The following is an 18,618-nucleotide window of genomic DNA, read 5'->3' as shown; positions in this document are numbered from 1 at the left end:
CCAGACACGCCCTTTTACAAGAAAGCCTCGGCACTGCACAGTGCCGGGGCTTTTTACTGGGCTGGTCACAATAGTAGGTTAGTCGCTGAGAACAGAACGGATTGCCACGGCCTGCGGCCTCGCAATGACAGCATTTACTCCGCCACCTGGTAGCTCACGTCCTTCGCCTCACTCACCTTGAACGTCACGCCATCGAAGGAGCTGTCGACTTCCAGGGTGTGCGTCATTTCGCAGCCGGGGCACTTGATTTCCTCGATTTCGTGGTTGTCGGCGTGCTCGGGCGAGTCGGCTTGGTCGTTGGGGGCGGGCACGCCGATGAGGTCGGTGAAGACTTCGGTGTGGCACTTGGTGCACTCAAACTTGAGGCCGACGGCGCGGCCTTGCAAATCGGCGAGCGGGGCGGGCGAGCTGGGGTTTTGCTGAATCCACATAGGGAAAGGGTGTTGGAAGAAAGAAAAGAAAGGTGTTGAACTGTGAGGTCCGTGTCGGCTTTACGCGGCCGGCGCGAAAAAAGATGAGGCAGCCGCAACAGGGTGGTATTTTTGAGAAACCGGCACCTTGTGGGCCGCGAAAACAACCAACATGGAAGCATCCGAAAAAGCGGCCGCCGCTACGTTTTACCTGCCGCGGCTGCCGCGCTGGCGCTCATTGCTGCGCTCGTTTGCGCTGGCCAAAGACCCCTTGCCGGTGCTCAACGACACACTGGCGCACTACGGCGATACCGTGGAGCTCTACATCGGGGGCGTGGAGAAAAGCATCCTCACCCGCGACCCTGGCCTGACGCAGCACGTGCTGCAGAAAAACAACCGCAACTACGCCAAATCGAAGTTTACGCGGGGATTTTCGCGCTACATCGGCCACGGCCTGCTCACCAACGACGGGCCCGACTGGCTGCGGCAGCGCCGGCTGATTCAGCCCGGTTTCCACCGGCAGCGGGTGGCGGCCCTCACGGGCCTGATGCAGGAAATAGCGGCCGAGACCCTGGCGCCGCTGGCGGCTCGGGCCCAGGCCGGCGGGGGCACCACCACGGTAGAGGTGCACGAGCTGATGACGCGGCTCACCTTTCGCATCATCGCGCGCTCGGTGTTCAGTACCAATTTCCCAGAGGCGCAGCTGGACCGCCTGGCCCGGCTCATCACCGAGATTCAGGCGTTTTTCGTGCGTTCCATCCGGCAGCCCTACCTCAAACCGTGGTTTCACTTCCGTGGCCAGTTTAAGTACCACGATGACCTGGCCGCCGAGCTGCGGGTGCTGCTGGGCAACCTCATCGCAAAGCGCCAGGCCGACAATGCCCGGCCCGGTGCCACCCCGCCCGCCGACCTGCTCCAGATGCTGCTCGACGTGCGCTACGAAGACACCGGCGAGCCCATGACGCCCGACCGCGTGCTCGACGAGGCCCTCATCCTGCTCATTGCCGGCCACGAAACCAGCGCCAACGCCCTCACCTGGCTCACCTACCTACTGGCCCATCACCCGCAGGAAGCCGCCGCCGTTCGCGCCGAAGCCGAGAGCGTGCTGGCCGGCCGCACGCCCGCTTTTGAGGACCTGCCGCGCCTGGGCCGGGCCCTTTATGCCGTGCAGGAAACCATGCGCCGCTACCCGCCCGCCTGGATGGTGGACCGCGTGGCCCTGGCCGACGACGAGTACCAGGGCCTGCACATCCCCAAAGGCACGCTATTTTCGCTCTACTTCCACGGCCTGCACCACGACCCCAAGTACTGGCCCGACCCCGAAGAATTTCGTCCCAGCCGCTTCGCGCCCGGCCAGGCCCGCCCTGTGCAGCCCAACACCTACGTGCCCTTCGGTGGCGGGCCGCGCCTGTGCATCGGCATGCAGTTCGCCCTCACCGAAATGCAGCTCGTGACGCTGGAGCTGCTGCGCCTGTTCGAGGTTGACTGGGTGGCCGGGCAAGCGCCCGTCACCATGCAGCCGCTCATCACCCTGCGGCCCAAGGGCGATTTCCGGGTGGCGTTGCGGTTGCGCGCTGCATGACGTTTTAGTTGGAGACCTAAATTAATGGTGCGCGTAATCGGCTGTGCTGGCCGCTACGTCCGATTTCACACTGCTGAAATGGTAGGTGAGCACCGGCGGGAAGGCGTGGGTGGCCACGGCCTCGGCAATGCTGGTGTGGAAAAAGCTGCTCAGGCCGGAGTGCGCGTGCGTGGGAATGACCACCAAATCGGCGTTCACCTGCTCGGCGTATTGCTCGATGCCGGCTGCCGTGCGGCCGGCGTTCACCTCGCTCATCTGGTAATGGGGGAGTTGGGCCAGCTCCGCAAAGGCTTCCATGCGCTGCCGGGCGGCGAAGGCGTCGCGGTCGCCCACCACGTGCAGCAGGTGCAGCGTGGCGTCGGGGAACGTCGCCAGGGTTTCGCGCAGCGGCCCGATGGCCCGGGCGGTTTCCTCCGAAAAATCGGACGGAAACACGATGGTGCGCACCTCAAATGGCACCTGCTGGTGCTTCACCGTGAGCACCGGGCAGGGCGCCAGCCGAATCATGCGCTCGGTGTTCGAGCTCACGAAAAAGTGCGCCGTGGCGCCGTGGCCCCGCGCCCCGGCCACCACTAGGTCGATGTGGTAGCGCTGAATGGCCTTGAGAATGCCCGCGCCGATGGGGCCGGTTTTGATGGCCTCGCGCACGGGCACGTCGGGGGCCAGCGGAGCCGCCCCGGCCATGGCCGTGAGCAGGCGACGCTTGGTGGCTTCCATGAGCTTGATGGGGAAGATTTCGTCGATGCCCGGGCCGCTCACGGTGCTGCCCATGGTGCTGAAGCCGCCGGCTTCATCGAGGTCTTCCAGCACGTGCAACAGCGTCACGGTGCCGCCCGTGTGGCGGGCCAACTGCAAAGCCACCTCGTAGGCGTGGTGGGCTTCGGGCGAAAAATCGGTGGGCACCAGCAGGTTTTTCATGGCTGAAAAAAATTAGGTCTCACCCACCGCGGAAGCCCGGCTGCGTGGCCGGACTTGTCCGCGATGAATGTGACCTAATATAGCTTTTTCCTGACCGGAAAGCAATGATAACAAGCCCTTTCGGCCTGATATCTTTTGCTGGGCTACTCCTTCAGCAGCTTATTGATGGTTTGCTCGAAACCGGCCATTTCTTCCTGGTAATACTTGCCTGTGCCCGGCCCCGCAAAGCCCGTGTGAATCTTCCGCACGTTGCCCTTCTTATCGAGGAAAATGGTGGTGGGAAAGGCCAGGAATTTCGCCAGCTGCGGCAAGGACTTCGCCACCGAGTCCTTGTTAGACACGCCGGCAAACGCCACGTCGTAGCCAATCTTGAACCGCTCGCGCATGTTGCGCAGCTTGGGCGCCGACTTGGCGTATTCGCCGCTGCGCTCGTAGCCCAGGCCAATGATTTCGACGCCGCGCTGCTTGTTTTTCTCGTACCAGGGCGCTAGGAAGTTGGTTTCGTCCATGCAGTTGGGGCACCACGAGCCCAGCACCTGCAGCACCACCACCTTGCCTCGGTATTTGGCGTCGGTGGGGGAGATGCTGCTGCCTTCTACAACGTTCGGAAACTTGAAATTCAGCCGGCTTTCGCCCTTTTTGAGGTAGGTGAGGGTGTCGGCGTCGGGCAGCTTGGCCTTGGGGTCGGGCACGGCCGTCCAGGTTTCGTGGCCCGCTTTGCCGGAATAGAAGTCGCCAAACAGCGTGTTGGGCGCGTAATGCTTGGTGATGTCGACGGGCTCCTTCGGCCCGTTCTGAGCCGTGAACAGGAAAGCGTGGCTGCCGTCGAAGGTGCTCACCGCCATTTTCTGCCCATTCACTTGGCCGCTCAGGTAGCGGTAGTCGCCGGTGGTGGTGAGGAAAGTGCCCATCAGGCGGTTGCCTTGCTGCGTGAACACACCCGTGGCCGGGTACGAGTCGTCGCCGTCCTGAAAAGTTGCGCGCCAGGTGCCGCCAAAGTTGCCCGGCTTTTCAGTCGATTGCGCGGCCGGAAACAGCTCCTGGGCGCCCGCTGTGGCCGTCAGCGGAACGCGGTACGGGTCTTTGGTATCGTATTTCACCCAGGTGCCTTTCAGCTTGTTCGGGCCATCGGCGCGCACCACCAGCGCCGCGTCGAAGGCGTGCAGGCGGATGGTGGTGGAGTCGCCAGCCGAGGAAATTTCCTCGCAGCGCAGCCGCTCCTCGCCGTTCAGGCCCTTGTTGATGAGGTACACCACCGGCCGGCCGGCCTCGGTTTTTACCTCGAATAGAAACGGGATTTCCTGGCCTTGCGTGGCCAGCACGCCGCGCCAGGGGCCGGGCGTGAGCGTCGGGGCCGCGGCGGAAGTGCCGGCGGCGGCCGTGGTTTCAGAGGAAGAATTGGAAGAGCAGCCGGCGAGGCTGAGCCCCAGCGTGGCCGCGGCCAGCAGGGAAAGGGAAGTTGATTTCATGGTAAGCGCAAAAATGCAAACAGAAGCTCCACAACCGCCACCCGCGCCAATAGGTTACCGTCTGCCACTGCGTACCTCTGCGCCTACCTCGGCGCCCACTGCGGGAACCCGGAACCGCGCCAAGCCCGAACGGAACCACCAAAACCCACGTTAATCCATCCAAAACCCGCATCTACGCATTTTGGCTAGGTCCAACTTCCCGGGAGTGCTACATTTGCGCCACCACTCTTTATAATAACACGCATCCTATGGCTTTCGACCTGGAAATGATTCGCGCCGTGTACGCCGGCATGGGTTCCCGCATCGAGGCGGCCCGCGCCGCCGTGGCGCGCCCGCTCACCCTCACCGAGAAAATTCTCTACGCCCACCTCTACGGCGGCGAAGTAAAGCAGGCTTATGAGCGCGGCGTTTCCTACGTCGATTTCGCCCCCGACCGCGTGGCCATGCAGGACGCCACCGCCCAAATGGCGCTGCTCCAGTTCATGCAGGCCGGCAAGGCCACGGCCGCCGTGCCCAGCACCGTGCACTGCGACCACCTCATTCAGGCCAAAGACGGCGCCACCGCCGACCTGGCCGAAGCCAACTCTGAAAACAAGGAAGTGTACGACTTCCTGGCCTCGGTTTCCAACAAATACGGCATCGGTTTCTGGAAGCCCGGCGCCGGCATCATCCACCAGGTGGTGCTCGAAAACTACGCCTTCCCCGGCGGCATGATGATTGGCACCGACTCGCACACCCCCAACGCGGGCGGCCTGGGCATGGTGGCCATCGGCGTGGGCGGCGCCGACGCCGTGGACGTGATGGCCGGCATGGCCTGGGAATTGAAATTCCCGAAAGTCATCGGCGTGAAACTGACCGGCAAAATGAACGGCTGGACCTCGGCCAAAGACGTGATTCTGCGCGTGGCCGGCATCCTGACCGTGAAGGGCGGCACCGGCGCCATCGTGGAGTACTTCGGCGAGGGCGCCGAGAGCCTCTCGGCCACCGGCAAAGGCACCATCTGCAACATGGGCGCTGAAATCGGCGCCACCACGTCGGTGTTCTCCTACGACGAGAAAATGGGCGACTACCTGCGCGGCACCGGCCGCGCCGAGATTGCCGAAGCCGCCGCCGCCGTGCGCCAGCACCTGCGCGCCGACGACGAGGTGTACGCCGACCCGGCCAAGTTCTACGACCAGCTCATCGAAATCGACCTCAACACGCTGGAGCCCTACGTGAACGGGCCGTTCACGCCGGACGCCGCTTGGCCCATCTCGCAGTTTGCCGCCGCCGTGAAAGAGCACGGCTGGCCCGAGAAGCTGGAAGTGGGCCTGATTGGCTCGTGCACCAACTCGAGCTACGAGGACATCACCCGCGCCGCCAGCATCGCCAAGCAGGCCGTGGAAAAGGGCCTGACCGTGAACGCCGAGTTCACCATCACGCCCGGCTCGGAGCTGGTGCGCTACACCGTGGCCCGCGACGGCCTCCTCGACACCTTCGCCGACATGGGCGGCGTGGTGCTGGCCAACGCCTGCGGTCCGTGCATCGGCCAGTGGGCCCGCCACACCGACGACCCCAAGCGCAAGAACTCCATCATCACGAGCTTCAACCGCAACTTTGCCAAGCGCAACGACGGCAACCCGAACACCCACGCCTTCGTGGCGTCGCCCGAAATCGTGACCGCCTTCGCCATCGCCGGAGATTTGACCTTTAACCCCCTCACCGATACCCTGCAAGGCACCAACGGCCCCGTGAAGCTCGACGAGCCCCAGGGTGTGGAAATGCCGCCCCGTGGTTTCGCCGTGGAGGATGCCGGCTTCCAGGCGCCCGCCGCCGATGGCAGCACGGTGCAGGTACTGGTGAACCCCACCTCCGACCGTCTGGAGCTGCTGGAGCCCTTCAAGGCTTGGGAAGGTACCGATTTGATGGGCCTGCGTCTGCTCATCAAGGCCCAGGGCAAGTGCACGACGGACCATATTTCGATGGCCGGCCCGTGGCTGAAGTACCGCGGCCACCTCGACAACATCTCGAACAACATGCTCATCGGGGCCACCAACGCCTTCAACGGCGAGGCCAACTCGGTGCGCAACTTCGCGGTGCAGGGCGACGGCTACACCACCGTGCCGCAGTCGGCCCGCTCGTACAAGAGCCAGGGCATCGGCACCGTGGTGATTGGCGACGAGAACTACGGCGAAGGCTCCTCGCGCGAACACGCAGCCATGGAGCCCCGCCACCTCGGCGTGCGCGCCGTGATTGTGAAGAGCTTCGCCCGTATTCACGAAACCAACCTCAAGAAGCAGGGCATGCTCGGCCTCACCTTCGCCAACAAGGCCGACTACGACCTGATTGAGGAAGGCGACACCATCGACATCCTCGGCCTGACCACCTTCACGCCCGGCCAGCCCCTGCAGGCCCGCCTGCACCACGCCGACGGCGACACCGACCTCATCACCCTCAACCACACCTACAACGAGGGCCAGATTGAGTGGTTTAAGGCGGGTTCCGCGTTGAATTTGATTCGCCTGAAAGAAGCTGGCCAGACGGTATAACTGCCGTCAGCCTGTAGCTCAAGCCACGGCCGCCTTAGAGAAATCTGGGGCGGCCATTTTGGTTATGCTTAATCGGTGTTAGATTTGATTGAATCTAATTTTTGGTGGTCATGGCTGAATTGCGGCAGTTTAAATTCCCATTACTTGTCGGCCTTTTGTTTTTTCAAAGCCAGTTTGCTTTTAGCCAAGACCTGCTTGCTAAGCGGCGTCAACTGCTAGTTGGAGCTTGGAACCACTGCATTGGTGTGGAGAAAATAGATACAACGGGAAGATGTCAGGGTAATGATTACTATGCCAAGCATAGTGATTTTTTTGTATTCACTGCCGATGGTAAATTCTACCAAAGCCAAGATGGAGTGAAAAGCGCAGGTGTTTGGAAACTAACAGAAGCAGAGTTGATGCTTGACTATAACGACACTCGTACGCGTATTAGTCAACCATTTACAAGTCCAGTAGCTTGGGTGAATAATAACCTGTTTTATGAAATAGGCCAAGAGGGTAAGGGTGGCGTATTGGTTTTTACTTACTTCCGAAGAAAAGCAAAACCATAAAATCGTGAAGTAAGAATGATGCCTAGATTTTCGATGAATAGGGCGTTGGTATTTTTCATTCTGCTATTCAGCAACCTCGCCGCCGCCCAACCTACCCCGCCCTACGGCCACAACCCCGCCGCCGGGCACTACCAGCTGGTGCGCGGCGTGAAGCTCTACTACGAAACCTACGGCCAGGGCCCGCCGCTGCTCCTGATTCATGGCAACGGCGACAACATCTCGGCCTGGGCGAAGAACATTCCCTATTTCGCCCGGCGCTACCGTGTTATTGCCGTGGACAGCCGGGCGCACGGCAAATCAGTGGACCCCGGCGACTCGCTGAGCTTCGAAATGATGGCCGACGACTTTGCCGGCCTGCTCACCAGCCTGCGCATCGATTCGGTCTATGTGATGGGGTGGAGCGATGGCGGCATCAACGCGCTGGTGCTGGCCATGCGCCACCCCGAAAAGGTGAAGAAGCTGGTGGCCACCGGCGCCAACCTCTGGCCCGACTCGACGGCGCTCATGCCCAGCCTGTGGCGGCAACAGCAACGCGGCTATCAGGAAAACCGGAACGTTGTTTTCACTGACCCCAAGCGAAAGAATGACTGGAAAGTGTTTTGCCTGGATGTGTTTCAACCCAATATTCCGCTGGCGGCCTTGCGGCGCGTGCAGGTGCCGGCCTTCATCATTGCCGGCGACCGGGACGTGATTCGGCCCGAGCACACGGTGGCCATTTACCAAAGCCTGCCTCGCGCTTGGCTGTGGCTGGTGCCGGATAGCGGCCACGCTACCTTGCAGGAACACGCGGACGAGTTTAACCGGAAAACGGATGAGTTCTTTCGGGCGAAAACCGTGCGGTCACCAGCACACTAACGAATCAAGAATTAAAGGATTAAAAAGGAACGTTATGCCGAGCGTTCGGATAATAGCTTTCGCCCATGAAAACCTCCACCCGCACCGCCAAGCACTACACCTGGGGTGCCGCCTGCGACGGCTGGCACTTATTAAAAAGCGACTCGCTGAGCGTCATTCAGGAGCGCATCCCGCCGGGCACGGCCGAGCAGCGGCACTACCACGCGCGGGCGCAGCAGGTGTTTTTCGTTTTGGCGGGCGAAGCGACGTTTGAAGTAGGGGAGGAGACGGTGCGGGTGGCGGCGCAGGAAAGCCTGCACATCCCGCCGGGCACGCCGCACCGCATTGCCAACCAGGAAGCAGAAGACCTGCATTTTCTGGTGATTTCGGAACCGAAAGCCCACGGCGACCGGGTGACCACCTGATAGCAGGTGCTGAGGAAGGCGATGCCAAGCATCGAAAAATTGGCAGTCGGCAGCTGCAGGGCGATGTATTAAATTTGTTATTCTGCTGCCTGAAAATCATGGGCGAATCGGTAGCAGCCATTGCTTCGCCGGCTTTACTGTGGTTGCATGAAGAAGGCTCTCCGAATCATTTGCCTGTTGATGGGCTGCGCACTGCTGGGCGCGCTCGGCCCGGTGCGGGCTGCTGCGCCGCGGCACTACGTTATTGGCTTTTCGCAGTGCACCACCGGCGACGCCTGGCGCCGGGCCATGCTGGCGGGCATGCAAAAGGAGCTGAGCTTCTACCCCAACGTCACGTTCCGGCTGAAGGACGCCCGCGACGACAGCCGCCGCCAGCAGCAGCAGATTCGCGAGTTTCTCAAGGAAGGCATCGACCTGCTCATCGTGTCGGCCAACGAGGCCGAGCCGGTGACGCCGGTGGTGGAGGAAGCCTTTAACCGCGGCATTCCGGTGGTGATACTCGACCGCCGCACTACTTCCAAACTTTACACCGCCTACGTGGGCGGCAACAACCTGGAGGTGGGCCGCGCCGCCGGCCGCTATATCGGCAACCTGCTTGATGGGCGCGGCAACGTGCTGGAAATCCAGGGCCTGGCCGGGGCCTCACCGGCCGTGGACCGCCACCAGGGCCTGGCCGCCGCGCTGGCCGCCTACCCCGGCATCCGCCTGGTGGCGCAGGTGCAGGGCGACTGGAAACGGCCCTCGGTGGTGCAGAACCTGCCCCGCGTGCTGCGCGCCCACCCCGAGGTGAACCTGATTTTTGCCCACAACGACCGCATGGCCCTGGGCGCCTACCAGGTGTGCAAGCAGCTGGGGCTCGACCGCCGCGTGCGGGTGGTGGGCGTAGATGGGCTGTCGGGCCCGCAGGGCGGCATTCAGTTTGTGCAGGACGGCGTGCTTACGGCCACGCTGCTTTATCCGCCGGGCGGCGAGGAGGCCATTCGCACGGCCATGAACATCTTGCAGCGCCGGCCCTACGCCAAGGAAAACGTGCTGGGCACGATGGTCATCGACTCGACCAACGTGCTGACCATGAAGATGCAAACTGAGCAGCTGGCCGCCCAGCAGCAGGACATTCAGCGGCAGCAGCGGCTGCTGCAGCAGCAGCGCGACACCTACGCCAGCCAGCAAACGGTGCTCTACGTGCTGGCCGGGGCGCTGCTAGTGGCCGCCGCGTTGGCCCTGCTGGTGTGGCGGGCCCTGCGCGCCAACCGCCGCATCACGCGGGTGCTGGCCGGGCAGAACGACGAAATCCGCTCCCAGCGCAACCAGATTCAGGAGTTTGCCGAGCAAGCCAAGGTCGAAACCGAGGCCAAGCTGCGCTTCTTCACCAACTTCTCGCACGAGCTGCGCACCCCGCTCACCCTCATTCTGGGGCCGGTGGAGGAAATGCTGACCAGCGGGGCCGACTTCACCGCCGCCCACCGCCACGACCTGGGCCTGGTGCGCCGCAACGCCCAGCGCCTGCTGCGCCTGGTGAACCAGCTCATGGACTTCCGCAAAATCGACGTGGGCAAGATGCCCGTGCGCGCCACCGAGGGCAACCTCGTGGCCTTCGTGCGCGACATCCTCGATGCCTTCGAGAAGCCCGCCCGGCAAAAGGGCGTGGCCCTGCGCTTCCTGCCCGCCGAGCCGGTGATGACGCTGCCCTTCGACGTGAACATCCTCGACAAGGTGCTGTTCAACCTGCTGGCCAACGCCTTGAAATTCACACCCGAGCGCGGCCAGATTACCGTCAGCCTCCAGCCCGTGCCGGCCGAAAACAGCGTGCGCGTGAGCGTGGAAGACACCGGCCGCGGCATCAGCGAGCAGGACCGGGCCCACATTTTCGAGTGGTTTTACCAGGGGCAGCAGCCGGGGGCGCAGGGCTCGGGCATGGGGCTGGCGTTGGCCCTAGGGCTCACGCGCTTGCACCAGGGCCAGCTCACGTTCACCAGCCAGGCGGGGCAGGGGAGCACCTTCGTGGTGACCCTGCCCCGCACGCTGCCGGCTGGAATGCTGGCGCCGGCCGCGGCCCTGCCCGTGGCGCCGGGGCTGGCACAGGACGAGGAAATGGTGGCCGCCCCGCCGCCGGCCGTGGCCGAAGCACCGGCCGCCGGCTTTGCCACCGGCGAGGGGCGCGACGCGTTGGTTCTGGTGATTGAGGACAACGAGGAGGTGAACGCCTTCCTGGCCCAGAAGCTGCGGCCGCACTTCCAGGTGCACACCGCCCTGGACGGCAGCACCGGCCTGCGCCTGGCCGCCGAGCTTATTCCCGACCTCATCGTGTGCGACGTGATGCTGCCCGAAATCAGCGGGCTGGAGGTGGTGGCCCAGCTCAAGGGCGACTGGCGCACCTCGCACATTCCCATCGTGCTGCTCACGGCCCGCTCGGCGCCCGAGCAGCAGGTGGAGGGCGTGCAGGCCGGCGCCGACCTCTACCTCACCAAGCCCTTCAACCCCACCTTCCTGCTCGAAAGCCTGCGCACCCTGCTCGGCAACCGCGACCGGCTGCGCGAGCATTTCCGCCGCGAGCTGAGCGTGGACACCGCCACCGTGGCCCCCACCCAGCGCGTCGACCAGAAATTCCTGGCCGACCTCACCGCCATCATCGAGGCCAACCTCGACCGCGCCGACCTGAGCGTGGAGGACGTGGCCCGCAGCCTGGGCATCTCGCGGGTGCAGCTCTACCGCAAGGTGAAGGCCGTACTCGGCACCAGCCCCACGGACTTCGTGCAGAGCATTCGCCTCACCAAAGCGCGGCAGCTGCTGCTCGACGATTCGCTCACCATTGCCGAGGTGGCCTACCAGCTGGGGTTCAATTCGCCGTCCTACTTCTCCACCAGCTTCAAGGGACGTTACCAGATTTCGCCCTCCGAGTATCGGGCCCTGCACACCACGCCGGTGGAATGAACGGATAGTGAAAGTGAGGTAACGAGAGTGCAAGCGGCGGGCTTTCCCCAAACGTTTGCAGTTTGTTAATTATTTATTAATCAGCAGTTTGATTCTATTTTGAAGAGATGAACGGATAGTAAACGTTTTTGAGAGGATTGAGCAAGCCCTCCGTTGGGGGGCGGCGGACATTTGGGTCATCAATCAGCGGCCGGCTTTCCGATGCCAGGGCGCTGCAAACGATTCCTGCTCTTTCAATCCCACTCAAAATCGCATGAACAAACTACTATCCACTCTCCCGCAGGCGGCGCTGGTGGCGCTGCTGGCCGGCGGCCCGGCCCTGGCCACGGAGGCGCCCGCCGCCCATCCGGCCGCCCTGGCGCCCGCCGCCGACCGCCCCATTTCGGGCCGTGTGACCGATGAGAAAGGCGCTGGCCTGCCCGGCGTGACCGTGCTCGTGAAGGGCACTTCGCTGGGCACCACCACCGGCCCCGACGGCAGCTTTGCCCTCACCGCGCCCGACAACGCCACGCTGGTGCTGTCCTTCGTGGGCTACAAAACCCAGGAAATTGCGATGGGTACGCAGGCCACCTTCGCGGTGCAGCTGGCCAACGACGCCGCCGAGCTCGACGAAATTGTGGTGACCGGCTACCAGACCCAGAAGAAGGCCGACCTGACCGGCGCCGTGGCCGTGGTGAAGGTGGACGAGGTGAAGGACCTGCCCTCCAACAACGTGGCCCGCAACCTGCAAGGCCGCGTGCCGGGCGTGAACATCACCACCGACGGCGCGCCCGACGGCAACGTGTCGGTGCGCATCCGCGGCATCGGCACGCTGGGGAATAACGACCCGCTCTATGTCATCGATGGCATTCCGACCAAGGATGGCATCAACCAGATTAACCAGAACGACATTGAGAGCATTCAGGTCCTGAAGGATGCCTCGGCGGCCAGCATCTACGGCTCGCGGGCCGGCAACGGCGTGATTATCATCACCACCAAGCGCGCCAAGAAGGGCGTGAACAAGGTCGATTTCAACACCTTTTTCACCTTTCAGGGGCCCGGCAAGCAGCCCAAATTGCTGAACACCGAGCAGTACGGCCGGGTGCTGTGGCAGGCGGCCATCAACGACGGCGTGACGCCGCCCACCCAGCTCTATACCTACCAGCAGCACAACGACGCCAGCGGCCGGCCGGTGCTCGACCGCGTCATCGTGCCCGAATTCATCGGCCCCGACCAGACCCAGCGCGCGGCCGATACCAACTGGTTCAACGAGATTCAGCAGAACTCGCTGGCGCAGAGCTACAACCTGAACCTGAGCACCGGCGGCGAGAAAGGCGGCGCGCTGGTGTCGCTGAATTACTTCGACAACAAGGGTGTCATCAAATATTCTGAATTTGAGCGCTTTACGGGGCGCATCAATTCTGATTACAACTTCTTCGGCGGGCGGCTGAAGGTGGGCGAAAACCTGACGCTGGTGCGCAACATGCAGACCTACGGCGAAGACCGGCAGGCCCGCGGCCTGGCCGTGCTCAGCCTGCCCATTGTGCCGGTGCGCACCGTGGACGGCGTGGGCTGGGGCGGCCCCGTGTCGGGCATTGCCGACCGCAACAACCCCGTCCGCATTCTGGAAGACAACCGCCAGAACAAGGCCTACAACAACCGCGCCTTCGGCAACTTCTTCGCCGATTTGGAGGTGGTGAAGGGCCTGCACCTGCGCAGCAGCTTCGGGCTCGATTACAACCTGTTCACCTTCCGGGGCATGTACAAGCCCTACAAATCGGGCTACCTCAACAACCCCGAAAGCCGGGTGAGCAACACTAGCCGCGTGTTTGGCAACTGGGTGTGGCAGAACACCTTGAACTACAACCTGACGCTGGGCCGCAACCAAATCGACTTCCTGGCCGGCACCGAGCGCATCAGCTACGACTACGAGGAAACCTTTGCCACGCGCACCGGCTTCGCCATCACCGACCCCAACTTCATGTACCTCGACGCCGGCACCGGCGTGCAGAACAACGGCGGCTATTCGTCGGCCTACCGGCTGGCCTCGTACTTCGGCAAAATCAACTACGCGTTTGCCGATAAATACCTGGTTTCGGCCACTTTGCGCCGCGACGGCTCGTCGCGCTTCGGCAAGGACAACCAGTTTGGTTTGTTCCCGGCCGTGTCGGCGGGCTGGCGCCTGAGCGAGGAGGGCTTCATCAAGGACAACGCCCGGTTTGTGTCGGATTTCAAGCTGCGCGCCGGCTGGGGACAAACTGGTAACCAAGACATTGCCTACAACGCCGCCCGCAGCCTCTACCGCCCCAACTACGGCTCGGACCCCACCTGGGACCCCGACACCGGCACGGCCTACGACATCAACGGCAACAAGAGCGGCCTGCTGCCCTCGGGCTTCCAGCGCTTCCAGCAGGGCAACGACCGGCTGAAGTGGGAAACCACCAGCCAAACCAACCTGGGCGTGGACTTCGGCTTCCTGGAAAACCAGCTCTCGGGCTCGGTCGACTACTTCGTGAAAAACACCAAGGACATTCTGGTGAACCTGCCGTACCCGGCCGTGGTAGGCGAGGGCGGCGGCCAGTTCATCAACGGCGCCTCGCTGCGCAACAAGGGCTGGGAATTCCTGCTCAACTACCAGAAAAAGCTGAGCAACGACTTGGCGTTCAATATCTCCGGCAACCTATCCAGCTACCGCAACGAGGTGACCTACCTGCCGGCCGCGGCCGTGAACGCCTACGGCGGCAACGGCCAGGACCAGACCATTCTGGGCCGCTCCATCGGCTCGGTGTTCGGCTACGTGACGGACGGCCTGTTCCGCACGGCCGAGGAGGTGACCAACTCGCCCACTCAAACCGGCAAGGGCCTGGGCCGCATCCGCTACCAGGACCTGAACGGCGACGGCAAAATCGACGCCAAGGACCAGACCTGGATTTCGAACGGCAACCCCGACTTTAGCTACGGCCTGAACCTGGGCGCCAGCTACAAAGGCTTTGATGTGCAGGTGTTTCTGCAGGGCGTGCAGGGCCTGAAAGTGTACAGCGACACCAAGTTTCGCACCGACTTTTCGTCGCTGACCTCGGGCGAAAACTGGGGCCAGCGCACCCTCGACGCTTGGACGCCCGCCAACCCCGACTCGAACATCCCGGCCGTGTCGCTCATCAACAACAACAACGAGGGCCGCACCTCCACCTACTTCCTCGAAAACGGCTCCTACCTGAAGCTGCGTAACGTGCAGCTCGGCTATAGCCTGCCCGCCGGCCTGATTAGCAAGCTACGCATGACGCAGGCGCGCGTCTACGTGCAGGGCCAGAACCTGCTGGCCTTCTACCAGAAAAAAGGCGACGGCGCCTACACCGCCCCCGACCCCGAAGTGCAAACCTTCGGCTACCCCATCCCGGTCACGTTCACCACGGGCCTCAATATTTCCTTCTAAATCCCGCCCATCGTCTTCATTATGAAAACGTTTAAACACTTCGCCCTAGCTTGCTCGCTGCTCACGCTGGGCCTCGCCACTTCCTGCAACGATAAGGAATTTCTGGACGTGCCGCCGCGCGGCGCCATCAGCGACGAGCAGATTAATACGGCGGAAAACATTGACAAGCAGTGCATCGCGGCCTACTCGGCTCTTGGCAACGACGGCTTCACGGCGCCCTACACCTCCCTGTGGCCCTACGGCAACCTGCGCGCCGGCGACGCCTACAAGGGCGGCGGCGGCACCGGCGACGTGGACGCCTTCCACTTCTACGAAACCTTCAGCTACAACCGGCCCGACATCGGTAACACCGATGAGGTGTGGTTCCGCCTCTACATCGGCATCGGCCGCGCCAACGATGCCCTGCGCCGCCTCAACGCCATTTCCGATGCCGCCATGCCCACCCGCAAGGTGCGCCAGGGCGAAATGCGCTTCCTGCGCGGCCACTTCTACTTCATCCTGAAGGAGTTGTTCGACCGCGTGCCCTACATCGACGAAACGGTGGACGTGGCCGAGTACGGCAACGTTTCGAATGTAGCCCTGAGCAGCCAGCAGCTCTGGGACAAAATTGCCGCCGACTTCCAGTTTGCCGTCGATAACGTGCCCGCCAACCAGCCCGAAGTAGGCCGTGCCAACCAGCTGGCCGCCAAGGCCTACTTGGCCAAAACGCTGCTGTTTCAGGCCTACACCCAGGACGCCAGCCACCAGGTGACCGGCGTGGACCAGGCCAAGCTCCAGGACGTGGTGCGCCTCACGGATGAGGTCATTAGCTCCGGCCGCTACTCGCTGTACCCGGACTTCGCCTTCAACTTCCAGTCGAACCACGACAACGGCGCGGAGTCGGTTTTTGCCATCCAGTTTTCGAAGAATGACGGCACGCCCAAGGGCCGTATTCAGCAGGGCAACAAGCTGAACTACCCCATGAATGCCGAGTTTGGCTGCTGCGGCTTCCACCAGCCCAGCCAGAACCTGGTGAACTCCTTCAAAACCGACGCCAACGGCCTGCCGCTCTTCACCACCTTCAACACCAGCGGCGATTTGGTGAGCGGCGTCGACTTCACCGTGAACAGCGTGGACCCGCGCCTCGACCACACGGTGGCCATCCCCGGCCACCCGTGGAAGTACGACCCGGGCTTTGTGTTTCAGCAGGCCTGGGTGCGGGTGCCGGGCATCTACGGCTACTTCATGTCGATGAAGGAGAACGTGGGGCCCAACGACCCGAGCTTCCAGAAGGAGCCGCCGTTCATGAGCTCGTCGAAGAACTGGGCCATTATCCGCTACGCCGACGTGCTGCTCTGGAAGGCCGAGGCTCTGATTGAGCTCAACCGCGCCGCCGACGCGCTGCCCCTCATCAACCAAATCCGCCAGCGCGCCCAGAATAGCACCGGCCTGCTGCGCCAGAGCACCGGCCTGCCCACCTCCAACTACCGCATCGGCCTCTACCCCAGCACCAACTGGACGCAGGCCTACGCCCGCCAGGCCCTGCGCTACGAGCGCCGCCTGGAACTGGCCATGGAAGGCAACCGCTTCTTCGACCTCGTGCGCTGGGGTATCGCCGCCGACTACCTGACCGCCTACCTCAACCAGGAAAAAACCAAGCGCCAGTACCTGCAGGACGCCCGCTTCACTCGCGGCCGCGACGAGTACCTGCCCATCCCGCAAAACCAAATCAACTTCACCAAAGGGCTTTATCAGCAGAACCCGGGCTGGTAGGGGAGGCCTGACGCATTTACAAGAACGTCATGCTGAGCGCAGCCGAAGCATCTCGCGTGCCGCCACTAATCCAATCGTTCAACGAATTTGATTACTGCCCCGAGCGAGATGCTTCGACTCCGCTGCGCTACGCTCAGCATGACGTTCAGTGACGACACCGACTCCAAAATATTTCGTTAACAACCAATCGTTCTACCCTCAAAAACATCCGCTTGTGAAAAACCGCAACGTATTCTTCTGGTCGATAGTGGTGGCGCTGGGCGGCCTGCTGTTCGGCTTCGACACGGCCGTGATTTCCGGGGCCGAAGAGTCCATTCAGAAGCTGTGGGGCCTGAGCGCCTACGAGCACGGCCTCACCATGTCCATCGCCCTGATTGGCACCGTGCTGGGCGCCATCTTCGGCAGCGTGCCGAGCGATGCCCTGGGGCGGCGCGGCACCCTGGTCTGGATTGCGGTGCTCTACCTCGTGTCGGCGGTGGGCGCGGCCTTGTCGCCGAGCTGGGTGCCGTTTATGGTGTTCCGCTTTTTGGGCGGGCTGGGGGTGGGGGCTTCGTCGGTTACAGCGCCGCTCTACATCTCGGAGGTGTCGCCGCCGGCCTCGCGGGGCCGCATGGTGGGCATGTTCCAGTTCAACGTGGTGTTCGGCATCCTGCTGGCTTACCTGAGCAATTTCCTGCTGCGCGACATTGGCCCCGACGCCTGGCGCTGGATGCTGGGCGTGCAGGCGGTGCCAGCCATTGCCTTCTTTCTCTTGTTGTTCCGCATCCCGGAGAGCCCGCGCTGGCTGCTGCGCCACGGCCGCACCGAGGACGCCCGCGCCGTGTTCGAGCGCATCGACCCGGCAACGGCTGATGAGAACATCAGCACCATTCTGGTGGCTAATGCGGCCGAGCAGGGCCCGGGCGAGTCGCTGTGGGCGCCGCAGTACCGGCCGCCGGTGCTGCTGGCCATCCTCTTCGCCGCCTTCAACCAGCTGGCGGGCATCAACGCCATCATCTACTACGCGCCGCGCATTTTCGAGATGACCGGGCGGGGCCAAAGCGCGGCGCTGCTGTCGTCGGCTGGCATTGGACTGGTGAACTTCTGCTTCACGCTGCTGGCCGTGAACATCATCGACCGGTTCGGCCGGCGCCGGCTGATGCTGGTGGGCTCCGTGGGGCTGATTCTCACGCTGGGGCTGGTGGCGCGGGCCTTCTACACGCAGCAGTTTGAGGCGGTGCCGGTGCTGCTGTTCGGCTACATTGCCTTCTTCGCTTTCTCGCAGGGCGCGGTTATCTGGGTATTTATTTCCGAGATTTTTCCCTCGGCGGTGCGGGCCAAGGGGCAGGCGCTGGGTTCGAGCACGCACTGGGTGCTGGCGGCCGTTATCACCTTCATTTTCCCCAAGCTGACCGAGGCGCTGGGCGGCGGCAACACCTTCGCCTTCTTCTGCGGCATGATGGTGCTGCAGCTGCTCTACGTGTGGAAGCTGATGCCCGAAACCAAAGGCAAAACGCTGGAAGAAGCCGATAAGGTGCTGGTGCTGCATTGATTGAACATCAACCCAGCCCGTCATGCTGAGCGCAGTCGAAGCATCTCTACCGCGCAACACAATCAATTACTACTGCGGTAGAGATGCTTCGACTGCGCTCAGCATGACGTTCTGTTTTGTAAACATGACCGTTCTACATTAGACCAAAACCAAACCCAAATCCAACTGGCTGTTGGCTGGCCGAACTTGCGGGCCCGGCGGCCTGCGCGCTGTGGTGGGTAGCGCCCGCCGCCTTTGAAGGCCCCGTTCGGCCAGCCGCTACCGGAATTATTCCT

The 18,618-nt window shown here is 62.8% G+C and carries 12 protein-coding genes; 9 read left to right on the top strand and 3 right to left on the bottom strand.

All coding sequences use genetic code 11. The annotated features are described in order from the left end of the window. Positions 1 to 134 precede the first annotated feature (134 nt). Positions 135 to 431, bottom strand: a complete 297-nt coding sequence (locus tag Q4S41_RS07815) for a hypothetical protein (RefSeq protein WP_305030547.1) — start codon at positions 429 to 431, stop codon at positions 135 to 137. A gap of 151 nt (positions 432 to 582) precedes the next feature. Here Q4S41_RS07815 and Q4S41_RS07810 point away from each other — a divergent pair, with 151 nt between their 5' ends. After that, a complete protein-coding gene (locus Q4S41_RS07810) occupies positions 583 to 1,992 on the top strand; it encodes a cytochrome P450 (RefSeq protein WP_305030546.1) in 1,410 nt (469 codons plus the stop codon). 21 nt (positions 1,993 to 2,013) lie between these two features. Here Q4S41_RS07810 and Q4S41_RS07805 read toward each other — a convergent pair whose 3' ends face one another. Together Q4S41_RS07805 and Q4S41_RS07800 are read right to left on the bottom strand one after the other, a co-directional pair. Then, complete coding sequence (locus tag Q4S41_RS07805) at positions 2,014 to 2,910, bottom strand: universal stress protein (RefSeq protein WP_305030545.1); 897 nt, start codon at positions 2,908 to 2,910, stop codon at positions 2,014 to 2,016. Between the two features lie 143 nt (positions 2,911 to 3,053). Continuing rightward, positions 3,054 to 4,379, bottom strand: coding sequence for a peroxiredoxin family protein (locus tag Q4S41_RS07800; protein WP_305030544.1), 1,326 nt, complete (start codon positions 4,377 to 4,379; stop codon positions 3,054 to 3,056). 248 nt (positions 4,380 to 4,627) lie between these two features. Between Q4S41_RS07800 and Q4S41_RS07795 the strand changes: the two genes are divergently transcribed. The 8 genes from Q4S41_RS07795 (at position 4,628) to Q4S41_RS07760 (ending at position 18,343) form a co-directional block, all read left to right on the top strand. Then, complete coding sequence (locus Q4S41_RS07795; RefSeq protein ID WP_305030543.1) at positions 4,628 to 6,907, top strand: aconitate hydratase; 2,280 nt, start codon at positions 4,628 to 4,630, stop codon at positions 6,905 to 6,907. Positions 6,908 to 7,017: 110 nt separating this feature from the next. Then, a complete protein-coding gene (locus tag Q4S41_RS07790; protein WP_305030542.1) occupies positions 7,018 to 7,458 on the top strand; it encodes a hypothetical protein in 441 nt (146 codons plus the stop codon). Positions 7,459 to 7,473: 15 nt separating this feature from the next. Continuing rightward, positions 7,474 to 8,313: an alpha/beta fold hydrolase gene (locus Q4S41_RS07785; protein ID WP_305030541.1), complete on the top strand. Its 840-nt coding sequence runs from the start codon at positions 7,474 to 7,476 to the stop codon at positions 8,311 to 8,313. Between the two features lie 65 nt (positions 8,314 to 8,378). After that, positions 8,379 to 8,717, top strand: coding sequence for a cupin domain-containing protein (locus tag Q4S41_RS07780; protein WP_305030540.1), 339 nt, complete (start codon positions 8,379 to 8,381; stop codon positions 8,715 to 8,717). Positions 8,718 to 8,864: 147 nt separating this feature from the next. After that, complete coding sequence (locus tag Q4S41_RS07775; RefSeq protein ID WP_305030539.1) at positions 8,865 to 11,648, top strand: substrate-binding domain-containing protein; 2,784 nt, start codon at positions 8,865 to 8,867, stop codon at positions 11,646 to 11,648. A 253-nt stretch (positions 11,649 to 11,901) separates the two neighbouring features. Then, a complete protein-coding gene (locus tag Q4S41_RS07770) occupies positions 11,902 to 15,060 on the top strand; it encodes a SusC/RagA family TonB-linked outer membrane protein (RefSeq protein WP_305030538.1) in 3,159 nt (1,052 codons plus the stop codon). Between the two features lie 21 nt (positions 15,061 to 15,081). Then, positions 15,082 to 16,812, top strand: a complete 1,731-nt coding sequence (locus Q4S41_RS07765; RefSeq protein ID WP_305030537.1) for a RagB/SusD family nutrient uptake outer membrane protein — start codon at positions 15,082 to 15,084, stop codon at positions 16,810 to 16,812. A gap of 214 nt (positions 16,813 to 17,026) precedes the next feature. Continuing rightward, positions 17,027 to 18,343: a sugar porter family MFS transporter gene (locus Q4S41_RS07760; RefSeq protein ID WP_305030536.1), complete on the top strand. Its 1,317-nt coding sequence runs from the start codon at positions 17,027 to 17,029 to the stop codon at positions 18,341 to 18,343. Positions 18,344 to 18,618 lie beyond the last annotated feature (275 nt).

The organism is Hymenobacter convexus (assembly GCF_030580955.1).
GTDB lineage: Bacteria > Bacteroidota > Bacteroidia > Cytophagales > Hymenobacteraceae > Hymenobacter.
The sequence above is the reverse complement of the archived record's forward strand: the minus strand, read 5'-3'. Positions and strand labels throughout refer to the sequence as shown.

Coding starts and splice junctions, on each gene's coding strand:
- Q4S41_RS07765 (WP_305030537.1), top strand. CDS start 15,082: ATGAAAACGTTTAAACACTTCGCCCTAGCTTGCTCGCTGCTCACGCTG.
- Q4S41_RS07780 (WP_305030540.1), top strand. CDS start 8,379: ATGAAAACCTCCACCCGCACCGCCAAGCACTACACCTGGGGTGCCGCC.
- Q4S41_RS07815 (WP_305030547.1), bottom strand. CDS start 431: ATGTGGATTCAGCAAAACCCCAGCTCGCCCGCCCCGCTCGCCGATTTG.
- Q4S41_RS07795 (WP_305030543.1), top strand. CDS start 4,628: ATGGCTTTCGACCTGGAAATGATTCGCGCCGTGTACGCCGGCATGGGT.
- Q4S41_RS07785 (WP_305030541.1), top strand. CDS start 7,474: ATGATGCCTAGATTTTCGATGAATAGGGCGTTGGTATTTTTCATTCTG.
- Q4S41_RS07775 (WP_305030539.1), top strand. CDS start 8,865: ATGAAGAAGGCTCTCCGAATCATTTGCCTGTTGATGGGCTGCGCACTG.
- Q4S41_RS07790 (WP_305030542.1), top strand. CDS start 7,018: ATGGCTGAATTGCGGCAGTTTAAATTCCCATTACTTGTCGGCCTTTTG.
- Q4S41_RS07805 (WP_305030545.1), bottom strand. CDS start 2,910: ATGAAAAACCTGCTGGTGCCCACCGATTTTTCGCCCGAAGCCCACCAC.
- Q4S41_RS07770 (WP_305030538.1), top strand. CDS start 11,902: ATGAACAAACTACTATCCACTCTCCCGCAGGCGGCGCTGGTGGCGCTG.
- Q4S41_RS07810 (WP_305030546.1), top strand. CDS start 583: ATGGAAGCATCCGAAAAAGCGGCCGCCGCTACGTTTTACCTGCCGCGG.
- Q4S41_RS07800 (WP_305030544.1), bottom strand. CDS start 4,379: ATGAAATCAACTTCCCTTTCCCTGCTGGCCGCGGCCACGCTGGGGCTC.